Genomic DNA, 20,175 nt, shown 5'->3' on the forward strand with positions numbered 1-20,175 from the left:
CGGGACGATGGCAATAACAAAGGCGCCCTCGGGCGCCTTTGTCATCAGGTCAACGTGAAAACCGCGTTGCCTAGTTGAATGGCCAAACGGTCGGATGCGAGCCGGGCGGACTGGATGGGCGCGCCCAGCGCGCGGGCGTTTCCGAAAAGCGAGCGGCATGGCGCACTGCGACCAATTCGCCAAAGCCCGACGTTTCGGTTTCCAGCAAGCCGCCGAAGTCCGGCATGCGACAGTCCAGCCCGCCTTCAACCCGGCCCAGTCCGCGCAACCAATGCGCGGTCTGCGCCAAGGACACCCGGACGTGCCAACTACCCCCTTCGGTCGCCTGACGCGCCAACGCGACCTGCGCGCCGAACGCCATCAGATAGCCCGAAGCGTGGTCAAGAATCTGCATGGGCAAGGGCTTGGGCGCGTCCTGATGCGCTGCCTGCGCTTCCGCGTGATTGAAACCCGTGGCCGTTTGCACCAGCGAATCAAAACCCCGGCGATTGGCCCAGGGGCCCACGTTGCCGTAGGCGGACAGCGATACATAGACGATGCCGGGACGAATGCGCGCGGCGTCCTGCGGGCCAAAACCCAGAGCCGCCATGCCGCCCGGCCGGTACCCTTGCACGAACACATGGGCGCTGCGCAGCAGGTTGCCCAGCGCAATGCGACCGTCGGCCGTATCCAGGTCAGCCAGAACCGACAACTTGCCTCGGCTGGTGTCGATAATGTTGTCAATGTTGGGCAAGTGCGGCGAATTCACCAGCATCACGTCGGCGCCATAGGCAGCCAGCGCGCGGCCGCAAACCGGCCCGGCAATGATGCGCGTCAGATCCAGCACGCGTATGTCTTTCAGGGGCCGGGCGTCCTGGCCGTACTTGGGCAAGGGGCGCGGATCGGCCTCGCCGATGCGTTCGATCGTCATCAAGGGTTGCGCGGCGACCGCCTGGCCTTGCGGGTGGCGGTCCCATTCATCGAAGCTGCGCATGGCCGACACGACCAGTCCCGCGTCGGCGGCAACCTGTTCGAAGTCCAGCGCCTTCCACCGGCTCAACGCGGCTTGCACCGCTTCGCGCGTGGTGCCCTCGCCGGTCGGACAGCCCAGCAACGCCAGCGCGCCATCGCGGTGATGGGCGAAGTTGGCATGGATGCGCACCCAGCCCCCATCGCCGCATTGGTACACGCCGCTGATGGGATCCCAGATGTTGGGGGTGACGCCGTTGATCGTGAAATGACTGCGGCATTCCTGCGCCGCGTGCAGCATGTCCACGCTGACCTGCTGGCGCGAGCCGCCGCGCAGATACCAGAGTTCGGCGGCCGCCATCGCCGCAGCGGCCATGCTGACCTGCGCCGCCGTGCCCACCGCGAACGAGGACGGAACCACCGGATCGGCGCCCGTCAACATCACGTGTTCCATTGATTCGTCGGGCAAATCGAAAGAACGCCACAGCCTTTGCAGGACGTCGCGCGATGTCGTGGCGGCGGATGTGCGTCCCCGTAGAAAGGACGGGCGAAGGTCCATCAGATTTCCCATAGCGTTCAACTTTTTTTTCAGTCGTTGAATCGATTACATGGCGGCGGCCCAGGCGCGTCAATACAAACCTCGCGCCAGCGTGTTTCATGGTTTGACCGCTTGACTTGCGGCTGGCCGCTACTTGGCCAGCACCGGGATGCCGCGTCCGCCCCCTGCGCCACGGGCGGGCCGGGCGAGGAGGATATCGCGTTGCCCGGCGCTCGTGACAAGCACATTCCTTCGCACCGCGCCGTCACATCTACTCGTAGTTTTTACATCGTCTTCCACGAGCCGGCCCAATATAGAATGCCAGCCTCGACGGGTCGCTTCGCCGCCCGCCCATTTTTCGCCCGGAAATCGCCTTTCATGAATACGCTGCTCTGGCTGCGCACCGATCTGCGCATGCACGATAACCCCGCGCTGGCGGCCGCCCGCGAAAACGGCACGGTCACCGCGCTGTTCCTGGCCGCCCCGGACCAATGGCGCCAGCATGGCGACGCGCCGGCCAAGGTGGATTTCTGGCTGCGCAACCTGCATGAGTTGTCGCGCGACCTGGGCGAACGGGGCATTCCGTTGAAACTGCTGACCGTGGCCGACTGGAGCAAAGCGCCAGAGGCCATCGCCGCGTTCTGCCAGGCGCATGCCATCACCCAGGTACACGCCAACACGGAATGGGCCATCAACGAACGCCGCCGCGATGCGGCCGTTGCCGGCGCGCTGGACGCGATTGGCGTGGACTGGACGCTGCATCACGGCGCCTCGCTGCTGCGCCCTGGCACCGTCACCACAGGCAAGGGCGATTGCTATCGCGTCTACACGCCCTACGCACGCACTTGCCGCGACCGGCTGCGTACCGCGCCCGTTGTCGCAGTGCCGCCCCCGCGCCCGCAGACCCCGCCCGACTGGTCCGCCGACCCGCTGCCCGACACGTTCGACGGGTTTGCCCGTCCAAGCGAGGCGATACGCGCCCTATGGCCCGCCGGAGAAGCCGCCGCGGGCGACCGCCTGGAAGCCTTCACCGATGGCGTGATCGATGCCTACAAGGACGAGCGCGACTTTCCCTCGATGCCGGGCACCAGTTGCCTGTCGCCCTACCTGGCGGCGGGCGTGCTGTCGCCCGGCCAGGCGCTGCGCGCGGCGCTGTCGGCCAATCATGGCGAGCTGGACAGCGGCAAGGCAGGCGCGGCTACGTGGATCAACGAATTACTCTGGCGCGAGTTCTACCAGCATCTGCTGGCCGCCTACCCCTCGCTGTCCATGCACCAACCCATGAAGCCGGAAACCGCCGCCGTTCCCTGGCGCGACGCCCCCGACGACTTGCGCGCCTGGCAGCAGGGCCAGACGGGCATTCCCATCGTGGATGCGGCGATGCGCCAACTGCTGGCGCTGGGCTGGATGCACAACCGCCTGCGCATGGTGACCGCCATGTTCCTGTCCAAGAACCTGTTGATCGATTGGCGGCTAGGCGAAGCCTGGTTCATGGCGCATCTGGTCGACGGCGATCTGGCGGCCAACAACGGCGGCTGGCAATGGAGCGCGTCCACGGGCGCGGACGCCGTGCCGTACTTCCGCGTTTTCAACCCGCTATCGCAATCACGCCGTTTCGATCCGCGCGGGGTATTCCTGCGTGAATGGCTACCCGAACTGGCCGACCTGGACGACAAGGCGATCCACGACCCCAGCCCCATGGAGCGCGCGGCAGCCGGTTACCCGATGCCTATCGTCGATCTGGCGCAAAGCCGCTTGCGCGCGCTGGAAGCGTTCGGCAATCTGCCAGCGGTGGGATGAGGGCGGGTGCAGGCGGAGATTGATGGCGACAATTGATGCCAGCCACCGCTGCCTGCCACTGCCGATGAAGATGAAGAACCTGGCTCGCCCGGCGCGCGGTTCAAACGCCAGCGGCCGCCTGCTTGTCCAGGCGCTTGAGAAAAACCTGCAATTCCTTCTCAACCTGCTTGTCGCCGCGCGCCTGGGCGGCCGCCACGCCACGTTCCCATGCCGCGCGCGCTTCTACCGCGTCGCCCATGCCCAGGCACGCCTTGCCCAGCCATTTCCACGCGACCGAATAGGCGGGGTCGAAGTCCAGCGCCGCGCGCAGATGGGTCTGGGCCTGGTCGAAACAATCCTGCTCGGCATAGGCCTTGCCCAGCGAAAACCGCAGCAACATGTTGTCGGTGCCCTTGGCCAGCATCGCCTCCAGCCGTTCGATCATTCCTTCCATTGGCGTGCTCCTGTCCGCATCCTGCGCATGATTCGCGCCTGCCTGGCGCGTGCAAGCGGCCATCATAAGACGAGGCCGCCGCACGATCCGCAATGGCCCCGGCGATGGCCGGGATTAACCGCGCATTCCAGAATGCGGTTTCCGCGCGTTTCAAGATGCGCATGCGGGAATGTTCGAAGGATTATCGTGTCACACGTGTTGTTGGCCACCCGGGATCACGCTTGATGATGCAATCGCGAATGCTGCTGAGGAAACTCCTGCCGATGCTTTGCCTGCCGCTGGCAGCGGTGGCGCTGGCCCAACCGCCCGCGTCCACGCAGGGCAAAGCCAACGGCGCGGCCACTGCGCCCCTCCCCGCGCAGGACGACAGTCGCGCGTACGAAGCCGCGCTGGTCAACCGCATCACCTGGGGCGCCACGCCGGCCGAGCTTGCCCGCATCCATGAACTGGGCGCGCAGCGCTACCTGCAAGCCCAGTTGCATCCGGCTGCCCATGCGCCCTTGCCAGCGCCGATCCAGGCGAGCATCGACGCGCTGTCCATCAACCAGCAATCGGAGCAGGACGCGCAGGCCCAACAGCGCAAATTGCGCCAGGACGCCCGCGATCTGGAGCCGCAAGCCAAGTTGCAGATGCAGCGTGAAGCGCGCGCGATATCGCGCCAACGCGCCCAGGACACCGCCAGCCGCACGATCTTGCGCGCGCTGTATTCGCCAGACCAATTGCAGGAACAGATGACCTGGTTCTGGATGAACCACTTCAATGTGTTCGCGGGCAAGGGCGACGTGGGCACGTATCTGCCGCAGTACGAAGAGCGCGCCATCCGCCCGCACGCGCTGGGCAAGTTCGGCGACATGCTGCGAGCCACCGTCCGGTCACCCGCCATGCTGGTGTACCTGGACAACACGCGCAATGTGGCCGGGCAGATCAACGAGAACTACGCGCGTGAAATCATGGAGCTGCATACCCTCGGGGTGAACGGCGGCTACACGCAGGCCGATGTGCAGGAACTGGCGCGCATCCTGACCGGGCTGGGTGTGCACAACAGCGACAAGCCGCCGCGCGTCAAGCCCGGGATGCGCGGCGATCTGGTCCAGGACGGCCTGTTTCTGTTCAACCCGGCGCGCCACGATAGCGGCGACAAGGTTTTCCTGGGCCACAAGATCCGGGGCGGCGGGATGGACGAAGTCGATCAGGCCATCGACCTGCTGGCCCGCAACCCGGCGACGGCGCGGTTTGTCAGCGCGAAGATGGCGACCTACTTCATGGGCGACGCGCCGCCTCCCGCGCTGATCGAACGCATGGCCAAGACGTTTCTGGCGCGCGACGGCGATATCGCCGCCACGCTGCAAACCTTGTACTCGTCGCCGGAATTCGCCCGTTCCCTGAAGACCGGCGTATTCAAGGACCCGGTGCATTACGTGTTTTCCGCGATGCGCCTGACCTACGCCGACCTGCCGCCCATCCGCAATCCGAAGCCGGTGGCCGGGATGCTGCAACAGATGGGCCAAGGCCTGTATCAACGCCCTACCCCCGACGGTTACCCGATGTTCAAGTCCGACTGGTCGGGCTCGGGCCAGATGACCCAGCGCTTCGAAATCGCGCGTCTGATTGCCGGCGCGCCCAAGCCGTTTTATCGGACCGAGGGCGACACCGAGCCGGGCGCGCTGCCCAGGATGGTCCCATTGCTGGACGCCAATCCTGACCTGGCCCGGACGCTGTCGCCCGCCACGCGCGAGGCCATCGGCCAGGCCCGAAAGCCCGTGGACGCCAATACCTATCTACTGGCCTCGCCAGAATTCATGCGCCGCTAGGAGAACGCGATGGATCGTCGCCGCTTGCTTCAAATGATGGCTGCCGCCCCCTTGGTGCTGGGTGGCAGCCGGCTCTATGCCGCGCCCGCTGCCTCGGGCAACCGGCTGCTGATCGTCTTCATGCGCGGCGCCTACGACGCTGCCAGCCTGCTGGTGCCCACCTCCAGCGACTTCTACTACGAGTCGCGGCCCAGCATCGCGATCGCCCGGCCCGGCTCGGGCGACGGCGCCGCCCTGCCGCTGGCCGACGGCTGGGGCCTGCACCCGGCGCTGGCGGACAGCCTGCTGCCCTTCTATCGCAACAAGCAACTGGCGTTCGTGCCCTTTGCCGGTACGGACGACCTGACCCGCAGCCACTTCGAAACGCAGAACAGCATCGAGCTGGGCCAAGGCGCCAAGAAAGAAGGCAACTACCGGTCGGGCTTCCTGAATCGTCTGACGTTGGCGCTGGGCGCCAGCGCGGTCCAACCGGCCGCCTTCACGTCGGAAGTGCCGCAGATCCTGCGCGGCGACGCCCGCGTGCCCAATGTGGATCTGGGTGGCGCAAACCGGAAGTCGCGCTTGAGTGACGCCGACAATCGCGCCATCGCCGCGATGTACCGCGATACGGACCTGCACGCTTCGGTGGACGAAGGCCAGCGCATCATGGGCGCTACAAAGCAGGAACTGGACGCCGAGATGCAGGCGGCCAACGGCAACGCGGTATCGACCGACAAGCTGGAAAAGGAAATCCGCCGCATCGCCCGCTTCATGTCCGACCGCTACAACGTAGGCTTTGTCGATGTCGGCGGCTGGGATACCCACGTGGGTCAGGGCGGCGCAACGGGCTCGCTGGCCGGCCGCCTGGGACAACTGGGTCGCGCGCTGGCCGCCTATGCCGACGCGATGGGGCCGGCGTGGAACCAGACCACCGTGGTCGTCATCAGCGAATTCGGCCGCACCTTCCGCGAGAACGGCAACAAGGGCACGGACCACGGCCACGGCACGGTGTACTGGGTGATGGGCGGCAATGTGCGCGGCGGGCATATCGCCGGCCGCCAGGTCGCGGTCAGGCAAGACACCTTGTTCCAGGACCGCGACTACCCCGTGCTGAACGAGTACCGCGGGGTTTTCGCGGGCCTGTTCTCACGCTTGTACGGCTTGGACAAGGCACGGCTGGCAAAGGTATTCCCGGGCGTAGCCCCTGTCGATATCGGACTTGTCTGACGCCCCGGCCCGGGCGCGCAGCGCTACACTCGACGGGCTGATTGGCGTGCACGCGTCCGCGTTGCAACGCCCGAAACAGGAGCCCGCATGAGCACCATCTACGATTTCACCGCCCGCGATATCAACGGCGTGGATCAGTCCCTGGACACCTACCGCGGCCGCGTGCTGCTGGTGGTGAACGTAGCGTCCAAATGCGGCTTCACGCCGCAGTACGCGGGGCTGGAGGAGCTATACCGCTCGTACCGCGACGACGGTTTCACGGTGCTGGGTTTTCCCTGCGACCAGTTCGGGCACCAAGAGCCGGGCGACGAAGCCGAGATCCGCAGTTTCTGCTCCACACAGTACGACATCACGTTTCCGCTGTACGCCAAGGTCGACGTCAACGGGCCCAACGCGCATCCGCTATACCGCTGGCTGAAAGGCGAAAAGCCCGGCGTTTTCGGCACCGAAGGCATCAAGTGGAACTTCACCAAATTCCTGGTGGGTCGCGACGGCCAGGTCATCAAGCGCTACGCGCCGACGGACACGCCCTCTGGCCTGAAAGACGATGTGGCGCGCGCGCTGTCCGCACCCGTCTAGGGTTTGATCTTCACGCGGCGCGGGCCGTCCGTCATCGCAAAGGCGGCAGACGGCGGCGCACCGTATGCGCCTTGACGATGGCGGTATTGGTTTCGGCGAATTCCGTCACCCGCTCAAGAATGCCGTCCAGATGCGAAATCGACCGCAGCACCACACGGGCGATGAAGCAATCGTCTCCCGTCACCTTGTCGCATTCGACGAATTCCGGAATTTCCTGGATCAGCCCTTCGACATGCCGCAATTGCCCCGGCAAGGGGCGAATGCGCACAATGGCTTGCAGCGTATAACCCAGCGCCACCGGGTCCACGTCCAGCGTGTAGGCGCGGATGACGCCGGATTCCTCAAGCCGCCGCAAGCGGTCCGCCACGCTGGGCGCCGACATGCCCACCTGCCGCGCCAGATCGGCGGTGGTGGTGCGAGCGTTGGCCGTCAGCGTCTGCACCAGGCGGCGATCGATACCGTCCAGAACGGGGTTTTCAATCTTTAGGTCGTTTTGCATAAATTCCACCTAAATGAAGGTACGGATATGAAAGTACCGAACGATCATCATATAACCGGGATGATCCGCCTGGGATAATTTCTCCATCAAGAACGTGGCCGAGCGGCCCGATGGAGAAATATCATGACCCCCGCATCAGAACGCCTGGGCCTGGCGCAAATGGCCTCTGCGATGGTGTTGTCCGGAACCCTGGGCGTGTTCGTGCTGGAATCCGGCCAGAGCGCCTGGAACGTCGTCTTCTTCCGCTGCCTGTTCGGCGCGTTGTCGCTGTTCCTGTATTGCTGGGCGCGCGGCCTGCTCAAGCCCGGCCTGTTCACCGCGAAGACGCTGGCCTTGACGCTGGTGGCCGGCGCGGCGCTGGTGATGAACTGGGTGCTGCTGTTCTCGGCCTATCGGCTGGCGTCCATCTCGCTTGCCACCGCCGTCTATAACGTCCAGCCCTTCTTTCTGATCGGACTGGGCGTGCTGTTCCTGGGTGAACGCCCCTCGCGCGGCAAGCTTGCCTGGTCCGTGGTGGCATTCGCCGGCCTGTTGCTGGTGCTGCGCCTGACCGAGACCCACGGGGCCGGCGGGCAAACCTATCTGGCCGGCCTGCTGCTGGGCCTGGGCGCGGCCGCGCTATATGGCATCACCGCGGTCATCGTCAAACGCTTGAAGGGCATTCCCCCCCAAGTGCTGGCGCTATCGCAGGTGACGCTGGGCGCTGTCATGCTGCTGCCCATGGCCGACTTCAACGCCCTGCCAGCCGCCCCGCTGCAATGGGCTTACCTGGTGGCGCTGGGGCTCGTGCATACCTGCCTGATGTACATCCTGATGTATTCGGCCATCCAGAAACTGCCGACCACGTCCACCGCCGCGCTCAGTTTCATCTACCCGGCCGTGGCCATCATGCTGGACCTGCTGGTCTACGGCCACCGCATGGAACCCGTGCAGGTGGTGGGAGTGGCGATGATCTTCGTGGCCGCCGCTGGCGTCAGCCTGAACTGGACGTGGCGCCTGCCCGGGCGGCGCCCTCGCGCCGTGTAAGGCAGCGGCCACCGCCGCCTGTTTGCCCTGCCCTGCAAGAAACCCGCCCCCGGCCCCGGTTATTCGGGGCTGGGATTAATGCCTGCCGCTATCATGGCCTTCCATCCGCCGATGCTGTCGGCGGCGCCTTGATTCCCAGGACGCATCCCATGATCGATCTCTATTACTGGACCACCCCCAACGGCCACAAGATCACGCTGTTCCTTGAAGAAACCGGCCTGCCCTACAAGATTCACCCGGTCAATATCAGCCGGGGCGATCAGTTCAAACCTGAATTCCTGGCCATTGCGCCCAATAACCGCATTCCCGCCATCGTCGACACGCAGCCCGCCGACGGCGGCGAACCGCTCTCGCTGTTCGAGTCGGGCGCCATCCTGCTGTACCTGGCTGAAAAGACGGGCAAGTTCCTGCCCGCCGACCTGCGTGGCCGCGCGGAAGTGTCGCAGTGGCTGTTCTGGCAGATGGGCGGCCTGGGCCCCATGGCGGGCCAGAACCACCATTTTTCCGGCTACGCCCAGGAACGCATCCCCTACGCCATCGATCGCTACGTCAAAGAGACCAACCGTTTGTACGGCGTGCTGAACAAGCGCCTGGCCGACCGTGAATTCGTCGCGGGCGACTACTCCATCGCGGACATGGCGGCGTACCCCTGGATCGTGCCGCACGCCAAGCAGGGGCAGGACCTGAACGATTTCCCGCATCTGCAACGCTGGTTCAACGCCATCGCCCAGCGGCCCGCCACGCAGCGCGCCTACGCCTTGGCCGACAGCGTCAACACCGCGCCGTCCATCAGCGACGAGGAATCACGCCGCATCCTGTTCGGCCAAACCTCGCAGAACACCACCCGCTAGAAGGAGCTGTCCAATGCCCGACCCGCAACTGGTGTTTCGCCGCGCGCGCCAGGAAGACCTGCCGAAAATCGTCGCGCTGTTGGCGGACGACGAACTGGGCGCCAAGCGCGAAGACGCTTCGGTGCCGCTCAACCCCCGCTACACGGCCGCGTTCGCCGCCATCGCGCAGGATTCCAACCAATTCCTTGCCGTGGTTGAGCAAGGCCCGCACCTGGTCGGCTGTTTGCAGTTATCGTTCATACCCGGCTTGTCGCGGTTGGGTCTGTGGCGCGGCCAGATCGAAAGCGTGCGCATCGCCTCGTCGGCGCGCGGCCAGGGTCTGGGACGCGCCATGTTTGAATGGGCCATCGACCAGTGCCGCGCCCAGGGCTGCGGCCTGGTCCAGCTGACGACCGACCGCGAGCGCCCCGATGCGCGGCGGTTCTATGAAAGCCTGGGCTTCACCGCCAGTCACGACGGCATGAAGCTGAACCTTTAGTTTTGTCATTGATTTCGCAAGGAGCGCCCATGCATGGCGAATACAAAGTCCCCGGCGGCAAACTGGTTGTCGCGGATCTCGAAGTGCGCGACGGCCGCCTGGCCAACGTCCGCATCAGCGGCGACTTTTTTCTTGAGCCGCCCGAGGCGCTGGAAGCCATCAACAGTGGCTTGAACGGCATGCCGGCCGATGCCGGTGAACTGGAGTTGGCAGTGGCGGTGCAATCCGCCCTGCCCGCGGACGCCGAGATGTTCGGCTTTTCCGCCGAAGCCGTGGCCGTGGTGCTGCGGAGGGCGCTGGCATGACGCGCACCGACTGGAACGACTACGACTGGCAATTGATTCACGAAGGCCCGCAGGCCCCGTCGCTGCACATGGCGCTGGACGCCGTGATCACCGACGAGGTCGGCGCAGGCCAGCGCCCGCCCACGTTGCGCATCTGGGAATGGGCCGCGCCTGCCGTCGTCATCGGCCGTTTCCAATCTCTGAAAAACGAAGTCGATCCTGAAGGCGCCAAGCGCCATGGCATTGAAGTCGTGCGCCGTGTCAGCGGCGGCGGCGCGATGTTCATCGAACCGGGCAACTCCATCACCTATTCACTCAGTGCGCCGCAGGCGCTGGTGCATGGCATGAGCTTCCAGGAATCCTATGCGTTCCTGGACGCCTGGGTGCTGACGGCCTTGCAAGGCTTGGGCATCAAGGCCTGGTATCAGCCCTTGAACGACATTGCGTCCGACATCGGCAAGATCGGCGGCGCCGCCCAGGCTCGCCGAGCCGGCGCGGTGCTGCACCACGTGACCATGTCCTACGATATCGACGCCGATAAAATGGTCGAGGTCTTGCGCATCGGTCGCGAGAAACTTTCCGACAAAGGCACCACCAGCGCGAAGAAGCGCGTCGACCCGCTGCGCACGCAGACCGGCCTGGCGCGCGAAGTGATCATCAGCCGCATGCTGGAAACTTTTGCGGGCCTGCATCGTCTGACTCCGGGACAAATCGGCAGCGATACGCTGGCGCGCGCCCAGCAGCAGGCCGATGAAAAGTTCTCTACGCCGGAATGGACGGGCGTGGTGCCTTGACGGCAAGGCTTTGATTTTGTGGAGGTAGTTCAATGCGTCGCACATTCACGCCGCAAGGCGCGATAGGCGGTCTGATCCTGGGCGCGGCCCTGTTGGCCCTGGCTGGCTGCGGCACGTCGCCGCCCGCCAACATCACCCTGGCCGAGCCCGCCTCGTCCACACCAGAAAAGGTGGGCGATCTTTCCACCGAACGCATCAAATGGGCGTCGAACAAGCCCGGTTGCGAAGGCGATTGCCCGCGCATTGAAATCGACAGCGTGGCGTTTCCCGGCATCCCCAAACTGAGCGCGCTGGTCGATCACGTGCTGGCCTACATGACCGGCACGGACGCCAATCGCCGAGGCCCGTACAACACGCTGTCGGAATACACGCAGTACTTCTGGTCCACCGCGCGTCCGCGCGACTCCACGTATTTCAAGGCGTCGGTCAAAGACACGGTGGGCGACATCGTGTCGATCGAGCTGCACACCGAACAATTCCTGACCGGCGCCGCGCACGGCATTCCGGCAACGCAATACCTGAACTGGGAACGTACTCGCGGCCGCGTCATGAGCCTGGACGAAGCACTGATCCCCGGCCGGCGCGCCGAATACGTGGCCGCGTTGCAGCGCGCGCATGCCAAGTGGCTGACGGGCAACCCCGACGCCAAGCGCGATCCCGCCTCTTACAACAAGATGTGGCCCTTCCAGGAAAGCGACAACTTCGCATTGACCCGCGACGGCATCGTCGTGAAGTACGACGCCTATTCGATTGCGCCGTATTCGCACGGCGAACCGGAACTGAGCATCCCCTACGCGGACCTGCGCGGCATCCTGAAGCCGGAGCTGTTGCCGCGTTCCTGACGCTGCGCGAATGCCAAGGCCGGCAGCGGGCGAGATCGCCCAGTGCCGGCCATGCGGGCTCGACGCGGCGCCGGGCTCTTGCAAGCCCGAGGTTCGGGTGAGCGGACTGAGAGTGGAGCTAGGGAGGTGGCCGCCTTTTTCGCGTCTGTGGCCGGGTAAGACGCCCAGTCCGCTCAACGCAACCATGGCAGGACAGAACCGGCGACGCGCGCCATGCGCGTGCCGCCGGCCCCCGCGCGCATCGCTTAGAAGCGGTGGCGCACGCCCACGATGCCAACGGTGCTCTTGACGCCGTCAACAAACGCGAAGTCGGTGGCGTACGAACCCAGCGCGTACAGGTTGGTGCGCTTGGACAGGTTGTACGTGTAGCCGATGCTGTAGACGTTCATCGTCGAGTCGTTGCCGGCCGTCAGCGGGGTGCCGTTCGGGTCGGCACGCTGCCACGAAGCCAGGAAGCTGCTGGCGCCGAAGGGCACGGTCAAGCCCACCAGGTAGGAATTGGCTTTGAAGCCCGACACCGCAACGTTGGTGCCGAAGCTGCTGGCCGTGGGGCTGCCGCTGCCGAAAGAATTGATGCTCTGGCCAGTGAACCAGCCGTCGCGCGTCTGGCCGAAGCCCAACGCCAGCTTGACCACCTCGAAGTCGTAGGCGGCGGCGACAGACCACGACTTGGGCGTGGCGTCGTTGCCCAGCTGGCTGGCGGGGTTCAGTTGGTCATAGGTGGCGGCGACGTTCAAGGGGCCGTTCACGTAACGCAGGCCGGTCGTGATGGCGCGCGTGTTGTCGGCAGTCTTGAAGCCGGTTTGCGCGGCGGTCGTGTCCGAGGCGTTGAACGAGTAGCCCGCGCCAAACTGGAAGCCGCTGAACGACGGGGTCGAGTACTGCACCATGTTGTCGTAGCGGACGGTGTTGGCGGCGCTGAACGCCACGCCGACGTTGGCCTGGCCGTAGCTGCCGGCGAACGGATCGATCGACGCCAGGTACTTGGACGCGATGTTGGTCTGACGGCCAAATTCCAGCAGGCCCCACGAATCGGCCTTCAGGCCGACGGTGGCTTGGCGACCAAACAGGCGGCCGCTTTGGCCGGATTGGCCGTTACCCGAATTGAAGCCGCTTTCCAGGGTGAACACGGCGGACAGGCCATCGCCCAGGTCTTCCGCGCCACGCAGGCCCCAACGCGAGCCGCTCGACACGCCATTGACCATGCCGACCTTCGATTCGTGATAGCCGTCGCCCTTGATGCGCTGGTAGCCGATACCCGTATCGATCAGGCCATACAACGTTACCGAGGTTTCCGCTTGGGCCACGCCGGACACGGCGGCCAAGAGCGCGGATGCGAGCAGAGTCTTTTTCATTGCATATTCCCTTTGATTGAACATACCCGCGCTGTGCCCCGGCTTGTTTGGCAAGCGGCGCGCAGCGCATGGCAGGAACGAATTCTAGGGACGCTATGTGTCAGGCAATGATGCGATAAGGCTAGTGGCCCCGATCCGCGTAAAAAAAGCCCTACTGTGGTCTGCGCTCCACAACCGGGCTATACGTCCGCTCGGCCAATGAGCACGTCACGTTTGCATGTTAAGAACGCCGCTAGTGCAATGCAATCTCGGCATCACCCAACACGCTTGGAGTGTTGTTTATCTGGCGCCTTTCAAGGGCAGCAGGCGTCGATAGCCTTCCGGCAGCGGTTGGGCGGCGTGGTCGGCGGCGGCCCGGGCCAGGCGCTCTTGCAGTTCTGGCGGAAATGGCTTGGCGCGGCGGGTATTCAAATCCACGTGCAAGGACAATTGCTCCATGGTGGCGGCCAGGTAGCCGTCGCGCGTCTGGGTCAATTCCATCAGGCAAAGCAGCCGTTTGTCGTCCGCCTCCAGCACCCGCACGCGCAGCGCCAGCGGGTCGCCTTCCAGCACTTCACGCAGATAGGCCACGTGCACGTTCATCGTGTAGATGCCGCAGCGCGTCGCCTCAGTGTAGTCCAGCCCCACGCCCACCTGACTGAGCAGTTCGAAACCGACCCGGTCGAAGATGCCGACATAATGCGCCGCGTTCAAATGTCCGTACGCGTCGATCCAGGCGGGGTCCACAGTGAGGGTTGTGGACGGCAAGGTTTGGGTCATGGGGTCCTCCGGGGGACAAGGCTGGGAATGAAGGTAAGGGACGCAATGTTGATTCTGGCGTCGTTCTTGGCACCGGCACATTCTATGCAGATTGTGCAGGCTGCTCTGTTTAGGCGACGCGCCCCCTTCCTGTTGCGCCCGCTAGGCCCGATGAGATCTCACCACCGTCCCCAAATGGAAATCGCCCCATACGGGGCGATTTCTCTTCTTGTCTGCCTCGGCCTCCTCGGCGCCGCGTCAATGACGCGGCGTCGATTCAGTCATTACGGGTACAGGCCGCGCACCTGGCGCGCTTGCAGGATACGCGTGCAAGCCACGATGAACGCGGCGGTGCGCAGCGTGACCTTGTGTTCCTTGGCCACTTGCGACACGGCGCTGTAGGCCTCGCGCATGATGCGTTCCAGGCGCTGGTTGATCTCTTCTTCGCTCCAGAAGAAGCTGGAGAAGTCCTGCACCCATTCGAAGTACGACACGGTCACGCCGCCGGCGTTGGCCAGCACGTCCGGCACCACGTAGACACCATGTTCGAACAGGATGTCGTCCGCTTCCGGGGTCGTGGGGCCGTTGGCGCCTTCCACCACGACTTTCGCGCGCACCTTGGGCGCGTTTTCAGCGGTGATCTGGCTTTCGAGCGCGGCGGGGATCAGGAATTCGGTTTCCAGCGTCCAGAATTCGTCCTTGTCCAGCGCCTGGCCGCCCGAAAAGCCGCCCACGCCGCCGTGTTGCGACACATGCGACAGCAGCTTGTGCACGTCCAGGCCTGCGGGGTTGTGCACGGTGCCGGTGTGATCCTGCGCGGCGATGACCTTGGCGCCGGCTTCATGGAACAGGCGGGCGGCGGTGCCACCCACGTTGCCAAAGCCTTGGACCACGACGCGCGACTTGGACACGTCGATGTTCAGGTCGCGGGCGGCTTCGCACGCAACGACGAACACGCCACGGCCGGTGGCTTCCACGCGGCCCAGGCTGCCGCCCAGCGCGATCGGCTTGCCGGTGACCACGCCGGTGGCGGTGGCGCCTTCGTTCATGGAGTAGGTGTCCATCATCCAGGCCATGGCCTGGGCGTTGGTGCCGACGTCGGGAGCGGGAATGTCTTTGGAGGGTCCGATGATGACGCCGATTTCGCTGGTGTAGCGGCGGGTCATGCGTTCGAGTTCGGAATGCGACAGCGTGCGCGGATCAACGCGGATACCGCCCTTGGCGCCACCATAAGGCAGGTTCACGGCGGCGTTCTTGACCGACATCCACGCGGCCAGCGCCATCACTTCGGACAAGGTCACGTCCTGGTGGAAACGCACACCGCCCTTGCCGGGGCCGCGCGACACGTTGTGCTGCACGCGATAGCCTTCGAAGTGCGCGATGGTGCCGTTGTCCAGTTCGATCGGCACATCGACGATGAGGGCGCGCTTCGGACGCTTCAGCGTCTCGACCCACCGACCCAAGGTGCCCAGGTACGGCGTGACCCGGTCGACTTGTTGCAGGTAATTACCCCAGGGGCCGAGGTCATCGGCATTCAGATAAGACGGCAAGGCATGGGTGGGCGTTTGAGACATGAGCATGATCTCCTGACAAAGTTGCGCCATTTTATCCACGAAAACCATAGCGTCCCTATTTAAAACCTAAATATTTTTAATAGGGACGCATTGCCGTTGTGGATACCGTACGGGTCACGAGCCTGGCTCGAAAACTGCCCTATCCTAAGCCGCCAATTCGCAAGCGTCCAGCCTCGGTCAACCGCAAGCCGCGGCCACCAAGGCTTGGCGGGCAAGCAATGAAAAAAGGGGCAGCCCCTTGCGAGAGCAGCCCCTTTTTAGCGATGCCGTTCCCGACATCGATGCTACGGCGCCATCAACTGCCATGCCAGCCGGGCCGCCGCCCGCGCGCCGTGGCCATCGACGTCGAAACGCGGACTGTATTCCGCCATGTCGGCCACGCGCAGCTTGCCGCTGGCCTTGACCCGCACCGCGATTTCTTCGACGACCGCCATCGGCACCCCATACGGCGCGGGCGCGGACACCCCGGGCATGACGGCTGCCGGCAGCACGTCCAGGTCGATCGTCAGATAGACGTGGCGCGCGCGTGCCAGCAAGGCGTCCACATTGGCCAGACGCGCGGCCAGATGGCGTTCCTGCATATCGCGGTCTTCGACCCACACGGCGCCCACCTCGGCAGCGCGCGCGTACAGGGCCGGCGTATTGGCCAGCCGCGAGACGCCCAGGCAGGCGTATTGCAGCGCCCGCCCCTGCGCTTCGCAGTAGCGCGCAATCTGGTCGAAGGGCGTACCGGAACTGCCCGGGCGCCCCGTGCGCAGGTCGAAATGCGCGTCCAGATTCAGGACCAGGACGGGTTCGGTATCGCCCTGGGCTTCCAGCCAGCGGGCCAGGCCCTGGAAACTGCCCCAGGCAATCTCGTGCCCACCGCCCAGCACCAGCGGACGAGCGCCCTGCTCCAGCAGCCCGGCCACCCGCAGGCCCAAGCGCTCCTGCGCGTCTTCCAGTTGGTCGCCTTGGCACACGACGTCGCCGGCATCAAGCAGCCGCTCAAAGCCATGGGCGGGCAAGCCGGCCATGAATTTGCGGATGCCCGCCGGGCCTTCCGCCGCGCCGACACGCCCCTGGTTGCGCGCCACGCCGGCGTCGCAGGCAAAGCCCAGCAAGACCGATTCGCCCTTGCCGGCCTGCCCGGCCTCGGCTTCAACGATGTGCGCCAGCCGACGCGTATCGCCCTGTTCGGCGCTGTCGTCGCGCGCCTTCCAAAGGCTTTTATCCACCTGTGGTGCATTCATGCCGCCGCCCCCTGGCTCAACACCGCTTGCAGGAACTCGCGGGTGCGCGCCTCGCGCGGTTGCGTGAAGATCACTTCGGGCGGCCCGGATTCCAGGATGACCCCGCCGTCCATCACCGCCACCACGTCGGCCACATCGCGCGCAAAACCCATTTCGTGCGTGACGACCATCATCGTCATGCCTTCGCGCGCCAGCAGCTTCATCACCTGCAACACCTCGCCCACCAGCTCAGGGTCCAGCGCCGAGGTCGGCTCATCGAACAGCATGACCTTCGGCTGCATCGCCAGCGCGCGCGCGATCGCCACGCGCTGCTTTTGACCGCCCGACAGGCTGGCCGGCATGGCCGCCATTTTCTGCGACAGCCCCACCTTTTTCAGCAGGTCTTCGGCCAGTGCATTGGCCTGGTCGCGCCCCATTCCACGCAGCGTGCGCGGGCCCACGGTGACGTTGTCCAGCACGGACAGGTGCGGAAACAGGTTGAAGCTCTGGAACACCATGCCCACCTGCATGCGCAGCTGGTTCAAGGCCGCTTCCGGCAACAACGTGCCGTTGTCCAGCAACGTCTGGCCACAGATGTCCACGGTGCCGGCTTCCGCCACTTCCAGGCCATTGCAGCAACGCAGCAAGGTGCTCTTGCCCGAGCCGCTGGGCCCGATCACGACCACCACCTGCGAAGGCAGCACATCGAAATCGATGCCCTTGAGCACGGCATGCTCGCCATAGGACTTTTCCAGGCCGCGTATGCGGATCATTTCCTGCGGATTGCCCAGCTGGTTCATTGCACCATCCCTCCGGCGCGCAGGTGTTGCTCGACCTTGCGCAAAATCAACATGGCGGCAGTCGTCAGGACCAGATAGATCAACGCCACCACCAGATACGTTTCAAGCGACCGATACGACACACTGATGATCTTCTGCCCTTCGTGCATCAGGTCGTGAATGGTCAGCAGCGACACCAGCGCCGAATTCTTGATCAGCGCGATGAACTCGTTGCCCAGGGGCGGAATCATGCGCACCACCGCTTGCGGCAGGATGATGATGCGCATCGCCTGGCCCGACGACATGCCCAGCGAACGCGCCGCTTCGGTCTGGCCACGGTCCACCGACTGGATGGCGCCGCGCACGATTTCCGACACGTACGCGCCTGAATACATACCCAGGCCCAAGACGCCGCACGCAAAGGCGGGCAAGGTCACGCCAAATTGCGGCAGGCCGAAGAACCAGATGAACAATTGGACCAGCAGCGGCGTTCCGCGAAAGAACAGCAGGTAGACGCTGCACAGGTTGTAGATGACGTAGCGCTTGGGGTTGAGCCGGCCGACGCCGACCAGCAGGCCCATGACGCAGCCCAGCAACAAGGCGCCGGCAGTTACCTCGATGGTAACTACCGCGCCCCGCATCAGGCTGTCGAAGTCGGCGAAGACGGGGGCGAATTCCAGATTCATTTCTTGGGCGCCTCGAACCACTTGTTCACGATGGCCTGATAGCTGCCGTCACCCTTGATCTTTTGCAACGCCGCGTTCAGTTCGCGGGTCAGCTCGGGCTTGCTCTTGGGCACGGCGATGCCGTAGTCCTCGGTCGTGATCTGGTCGCCCAGCACAGTCAGACCCGTGGTGCTTTGCGCGAACAGCTTGGCGGCCGGCTTGCCGGTCACGGCGGCATCGGCGCGGCCGATCTGCACCAGGTTGAACATTTCCTGGTTCTTTTCGACTTCCACGCGCTGCACGGACGGGAAGTGTTCTTTCAGGTAGTTGACCGACTTGGTGCCCACCTGCACCGACACCTTGCGGCCGTCCAGGTCCTTGAGCGTCTTGATGGGGCCGTCGGCCTTGGTCAGCACCACCAGGCCACCGGCGTAGTACGGGTCGGTGAAGTCGACCACCTTGCTGCGCTCGGGCGTGATGTAGATGGCGGACACGGCGATGTCGGCGCGCCCGGCTTGCAAGGCGGGGATCAGGCCCTTGAAATCGATGTCGATCCATTCGACCTTCTTGCCCATCGCGCCAGCCAGCGCTTCCACCAGCTCAATGTCGAAACCGGTGCGCTTGCCGTCTTTGACGAACTCCATCGGCGGGAAGGTTGCGTCGGTGACGGCGCGGATGGTTTCCTGGGCGTGCGCCGGGCCGGCGCTCCAGGCGAGGCCCAGCGTCAGGGCGGCGGTCAGCAATGTGCGGCGAGTGGTCATGGTCAGTCCTATGCGTGAGGGTACGGCGATGAGTACGGCAAGGTGATGCGACTAGGGAATCGGAAAATTCAAATGAGAATGGGCGGCACGCGCCAGAGGCGAGCCTTCAATGCGTTTTCAGGCGTTCGGAAATGCGGCGCGCGGCCGCGACGGTCATGGCGATCAGCGCGTCCGGCTGCTGGGCCGCGCGCGTGGAAGGCGCCATCAAGGTGATCGAGGCCACAGCCTGGTTGGGCCGCTGGAAGATCGGGACGCTGACGCCCCACACGCCGGCGTCGACCTCGCTATCGGTCACGGCGTAACCCTGTTCGCGTATGCGCTCAAGTTCGTCGGTCAGGCGGCCTGCATCCACGCCGGCTTCGTCGGCCAGATAGGCCAGAGCGGCCTGCAAGCGGCCCAGCGGCATGAACGCCAGCAAAGATTTGGCCGAAGCGCCACGCGCCAGCGGCAGGCCGCGCCCCTTGGTGAACGAACAGCGCAGCGGGTGTTGGCTTTCGACCATGTCCAGGCACACGGCCTGGTCTTTGACGGCCACCAGCAAGCCGATGGTTTCGCCGGATGCAGCCGCCAGCGCAGCCATGTCGGGCTGCGCTTCATGGATCAGGAAGGAAGACTGGTCAAAGCCCCATGCCAGCTGGACGCAGAGCGGTCCCGGGCCGTATTCCCCTTCGTGCTCGGCCACGAAGCCCCAGCGCTTGAGCAGGGCCACCTGGCGATAGAGCGTGCTTTGAGCCAGGCCGGTTTTCTCTGCCAATGCGGCGATCGTAAGCGGGCCATCGTGCCGGGCCAGCGTGGCCAACACGTACAGGACGCGATCCGCGCCAGCCCCTACCGAGGGTTCAGACATCAAACTCAGCTCCAAGCAATATGGAGCGGAGATTATCAACTTTCGATTAATTCACTGCCTTTCATTCCCGAATACTGAGAATTTACAGGGAAAACCCCGAATTTCAGACGAAAAAAAGCGCCCGAAGGCGCCAAACCGTCCGACATTACCGGCGAA

General features: G+C 64.7%; 21 protein-coding genes. 10 read left to right on the plus strand and 11 right to left on the minus strand.

Translation table 11 applies throughout. From position 1 onward, the window contains the following. Positions 1-70 precede the first annotated feature (70 nt). On the minus strand, positions 71-1,519 hold the full coding sequence (locus API01S_RS20425) for a CoA transferase (protein ID WP_039883184.1): 1,449 nt from the start codon (positions 1,517-1,519) through the stop codon (positions 71-73). Positions 1,520-1,864: 345 nt separating this feature from the next. On the opposite strand from API01S_RS20425, the gene phrB reads away from it, so the two are divergent. Beyond that, positions 1,865-3,286 carry a deoxyribodipyrimidine photo-lyase gene (gene phrB, locus API01S_RS20430; RefSeq protein WP_061306015.1) on the plus strand — a complete coding sequence of 474 codons (1,422 nt, stop codon included), beginning with the start codon at positions 1,865-1,867 and terminating at the stop codon, positions 3,284-3,286. 100 nt (positions 3,287-3,386) lie between these two features. Here phrB and API01S_RS20435 read toward each other — a convergent pair whose 3' ends face one another. After that, positions 3,387-3,719, minus strand: a complete 333-nt coding sequence (locus API01S_RS20435) for a tetratricopeptide repeat protein (protein WP_084802469.1) — start codon at positions 3,717-3,719, stop codon at positions 3,387-3,389. A 239-nt stretch (positions 3,720-3,958) separates the two neighbouring features. Here API01S_RS20435 and API01S_RS20440 point away from each other — a divergent pair, with 239 nt between their 5' ends. The 3 genes from API01S_RS20440 to API01S_RS20450 all read left to right on the plus strand — a co-directional run bounded on the left by API01S_RS20440 (position 3,959) and on the right by API01S_RS20450 (position 7,315). Beyond that, entirely contained in the window at positions 3,959-5,530 is a 1,572-nt protein-coding gene (locus API01S_RS20440; RefSeq protein ID WP_254598575.1) for a DUF1800 domain-containing protein, read from the plus strand. Positions 5,531-5,539: 9 nt separating this feature from the next. After that, positions 5,540-6,736 carry a DUF1501 domain-containing protein gene (locus tag API01S_RS20445; protein ID WP_061306017.1) on the plus strand — a complete coding sequence of 399 codons (1,197 nt, stop codon included), beginning with the start codon at positions 5,540-5,542 and terminating at the stop codon, positions 6,734-6,736. An 87-nt stretch (positions 6,737-6,823) separates the two neighbouring features. Next, a complete protein-coding gene (locus API01S_RS20450) occupies positions 6,824-7,315 on the plus strand; it encodes a glutathione peroxidase (RefSeq protein WP_061306018.1) in 492 nt (163 codons plus the stop codon). A 31-nt stretch (positions 7,316-7,346) separates the two neighbouring features. Here the strand turns inward: API01S_RS20450 and API01S_RS20455 are convergent, their stop codons facing one another. After that, positions 7,347-7,814: an Lrp/AsnC family transcriptional regulator gene (locus API01S_RS20455; protein WP_006219163.1), complete on the minus strand. Its 468-nt coding sequence runs from the start codon at positions 7,812-7,814 to the stop codon at positions 7,347-7,349. Positions 7,815-7,937: 123 nt separating this feature from the next. Here API01S_RS20455 and API01S_RS20460 point away from each other — a divergent pair, with 123 nt between their 5' ends. From API01S_RS20460 to API01S_RS20485, 6 genes are all read left to right on the plus strand, one after another. Then, entirely contained in the window at positions 7,938-8,840 is a 903-nt protein-coding gene (locus API01S_RS20460; protein ID WP_061306019.1) for a DMT family transporter, read from the plus strand. 149 nt (positions 8,841-8,989) lie between these two features. Continuing rightward, positions 8,990-9,691: a glutathione S-transferase N-terminal domain-containing protein gene (locus API01S_RS20465; protein WP_061306020.1), complete on the plus strand. Its 702-nt coding sequence runs from the start codon at positions 8,990-8,992 to the stop codon at positions 9,689-9,691. Positions 9,692-9,704: 13 nt separating this feature from the next. Continuing rightward, positions 9,705-10,169 (plus strand): GNAT family N-acetyltransferase, encoded by a 465-nt coding sequence (locus API01S_RS20470; protein WP_006219160.1) that lies wholly within the window; start codon positions 9,705-9,707, stop codon positions 10,167-10,169. A gap of 29 nt (positions 10,170-10,198) precedes the next feature. Further along, positions 10,199-10,474 carry a lipoate protein ligase C-terminal domain-containing protein gene (locus tag API01S_RS20475; RefSeq protein WP_006219159.1) on the plus strand — a complete coding sequence of 92 codons (276 nt, stop codon included), beginning with the start codon at positions 10,199-10,201 and terminating at the stop codon, positions 10,472-10,474. Continuing rightward, positions 10,471-11,247, plus strand: coding sequence for a lipoate--protein ligase family protein (locus tag API01S_RS20480; RefSeq protein WP_006219158.1), 777 nt, complete (start codon positions 10,471-10,473; stop codon positions 11,245-11,247). The genes API01S_RS20475 and API01S_RS20480 overlap by 4 nt, the downstream gene beginning before the upstream one ends. A gap of 32 nt (positions 11,248-11,279) precedes the next feature. Continuing rightward, positions 11,280-12,089, plus strand: coding sequence for an RsiV family protein (locus API01S_RS20485; RefSeq protein ID WP_006219157.1), 810 nt, complete (start codon positions 11,280-11,282; stop codon positions 12,087-12,089). Between the two features lie 245 nt (positions 12,090-12,334). Here the strand turns inward: API01S_RS20485 and API01S_RS20490 are convergent, their stop codons facing one another. The 8 genes from API01S_RS20490 to API01S_RS20525 form a co-directional block, all read right to left on the minus strand. Then, positions 12,335-13,444 (minus strand): porin, encoded by a 1,110-nt coding sequence (locus API01S_RS20490; protein ID WP_050728988.1) that lies wholly within the window; start codon positions 13,442-13,444, stop codon positions 12,335-12,337. Between the two features lie 279 nt (positions 13,445-13,723). Next, positions 13,724-14,203, minus strand: coding sequence for a thioesterase family protein (locus API01S_RS20495; protein ID WP_050728989.1), 480 nt, complete (start codon positions 14,201-14,203; stop codon positions 13,724-13,726). Between the two features lie 263 nt (positions 14,204-14,466). After that, complete coding sequence (locus API01S_RS20500) at positions 14,467-15,756, minus strand: Glu/Leu/Phe/Val family dehydrogenase (protein ID WP_050728990.1); 1,290 nt, start codon at positions 15,754-15,756, stop codon at positions 14,467-14,469. Between the two features lie 284 nt (positions 15,757-16,040). Continuing rightward, entirely contained in the window at positions 16,041-16,988 is a 948-nt protein-coding gene (gene hutG, locus API01S_RS20505; RefSeq protein WP_061306021.1) for a formimidoylglutamase, read from the minus strand. Beyond that, on the minus strand, positions 16,985-17,767 hold the full coding sequence (locus API01S_RS20510) for an amino acid ABC transporter ATP-binding protein (RefSeq protein WP_061306022.1): 783 nt from the start codon (positions 17,765-17,767) through the stop codon (positions 16,985-16,987). The genes hutG and API01S_RS20510 overlap by 4 nt, the downstream gene beginning before the upstream one ends. Then, a complete protein-coding gene (locus tag API01S_RS20515; RefSeq protein ID WP_006219151.1) occupies positions 17,764-18,432 on the minus strand; it encodes an amino acid ABC transporter permease in 669 nt (222 codons plus the stop codon). The genes API01S_RS20510 and API01S_RS20515 overlap by 4 nt, the downstream gene beginning before the upstream one ends. After that, on the minus strand, positions 18,429-19,172 hold the full coding sequence (locus API01S_RS20520; RefSeq protein ID WP_006219150.1) for a transporter substrate-binding domain-containing protein: 744 nt from the start codon (positions 19,170-19,172) through the stop codon (positions 18,429-18,431). Before API01S_RS20520 ends, API01S_RS20515 begins: the two co-directional genes overlap by 4 nt. Positions 19,173-19,278: 106 nt before the next feature. Then, positions 19,279-20,019: an IclR family transcriptional regulator gene (locus tag API01S_RS20525; RefSeq protein ID WP_006219149.1), complete on the minus strand. Its 741-nt coding sequence runs from the start codon at positions 20,017-20,019 to the stop codon at positions 19,279-19,281. Positions 20,020-20,175 lie beyond the last annotated feature (156 nt).

Origin of the sequence: Achromobacter piechaudii NBRC 102461, from assembly GCF_001571245.1 — a bacterium.
Classification (GTDB): domain Bacteria; phylum Pseudomonadota; class Gammaproteobacteria; order Burkholderiales; family Burkholderiaceae_B; genus Achromobacter; species Achromobacter piechaudii.

Excerpts from the sequence above, each read along its gene's own strand:
- API01S_RS20425 (WP_039883184.1), bottom strand. The coding sequence starts at position 1,519 with ATGGGAAATCTGATGGACCTTCGCCCGTCCTTTCTACGGGGACGCACA.
- phrB (WP_061306015.1), top strand. The coding sequence starts at position 1,865 with ATGAATACGCTGCTCTGGCTGCGCACCGATCTGCGCATGCACGATAAC.
- API01S_RS20435 (WP_084802469.1), bottom strand. The coding sequence starts at position 3,719 with ATGGAAGGAATGATCGAACGGCTGGAGGCGATGCTGGCCAAGGGCACC.
- API01S_RS20440 (WP_254598575.1), top strand. The coding sequence starts at position 3,959 with ATGCTGCTGAGGAAACTCCTGCCGATGCTTTGCCTGCCGCTGGCAGCG.
- API01S_RS20445 (WP_061306017.1), top strand. The coding sequence starts at position 5,540 with ATGGATCGTCGCCGCTTGCTTCAAATGATGGCTGCCGCCCCCTTGGTG.
- API01S_RS20450 (WP_061306018.1), top strand. The coding sequence starts at position 6,824 with ATGAGCACCATCTACGATTTCACCGCCCGCGATATCAACGGCGTGGAT.
- API01S_RS20455 (WP_006219163.1), bottom strand. The coding sequence starts at position 7,814 with ATGCAAAACGACCTAAAGATTGAAAACCCCGTTCTGGACGGTATCGAT.
- API01S_RS20460 (WP_061306019.1), top strand. The coding sequence starts at position 7,938 with ATGACCCCCGCATCAGAACGCCTGGGCCTGGCGCAAATGGCCTCTGCG.
- API01S_RS20465 (WP_061306020.1), top strand. The coding sequence starts at position 8,990 with ATGATCGATCTCTATTACTGGACCACCCCCAACGGCCACAAGATCACG.
- API01S_RS20470 (WP_006219160.1), top strand. The coding sequence starts at position 9,705 with ATGCCCGACCCGCAACTGGTGTTTCGCCGCGCGCGCCAGGAAGACCTG.
- API01S_RS20475 (WP_006219159.1), top strand. The coding sequence starts at position 10,199 with ATGCATGGCGAATACAAAGTCCCCGGCGGCAAACTGGTTGTCGCGGAT.
- API01S_RS20480 (WP_006219158.1), top strand. The coding sequence starts at position 10,471 with ATGACGCGCACCGACTGGAACGACTACGACTGGCAATTGATTCACGAA.
- API01S_RS20485 (WP_006219157.1), top strand. The coding sequence starts at position 11,280 with ATGCGTCGCACATTCACGCCGCAAGGCGCGATAGGCGGTCTGATCCTG.
- API01S_RS20490 (WP_050728988.1), bottom strand. The coding sequence starts at position 13,444 with ATGAAAAAGACTCTGCTCGCATCCGCGCTCTTGGCCGCCGTGTCCGGC.
- API01S_RS20495 (WP_050728989.1), bottom strand. The coding sequence starts at position 14,203 with ATGACCCAAACCTTGCCGTCCACAACCCTCACTGTGGACCCCGCCTGG.
- API01S_RS20500 (WP_050728990.1), bottom strand. The coding sequence starts at position 15,756 with ATGTCTCAAACGCCCACCCATGCCTTGCCGTCTTATCTGAATGCCGAT.
- hutG (WP_061306021.1), bottom strand. The coding sequence starts at position 16,988 with ATGAATGCACCACAGGTGGATAAAAGCCTTTGGAAGGCGCGCGACGAC.
- API01S_RS20510 (WP_061306022.1), bottom strand. The coding sequence starts at position 17,767 with ATGAACCAGCTGGGCAATCCGCAGGAAATGATCCGCATACGCGGCCTG.
- API01S_RS20515 (WP_006219151.1), bottom strand. The coding sequence starts at position 18,432 with ATGAATCTGGAATTCGCCCCCGTCTTCGCCGACTTCGACAGCCTGATG.
- API01S_RS20520 (WP_006219150.1), bottom strand. The coding sequence starts at position 19,172 with ATGACCACTCGCCGCACATTGCTGACCGCCGCCCTGACGCTGGGCCTC.
- API01S_RS20525 (WP_006219149.1), bottom strand. The coding sequence starts at position 20,019 with ATGTCTGAACCCTCGGTAGGGGCTGGCGCGGATCGCGTCCTGTACGTG.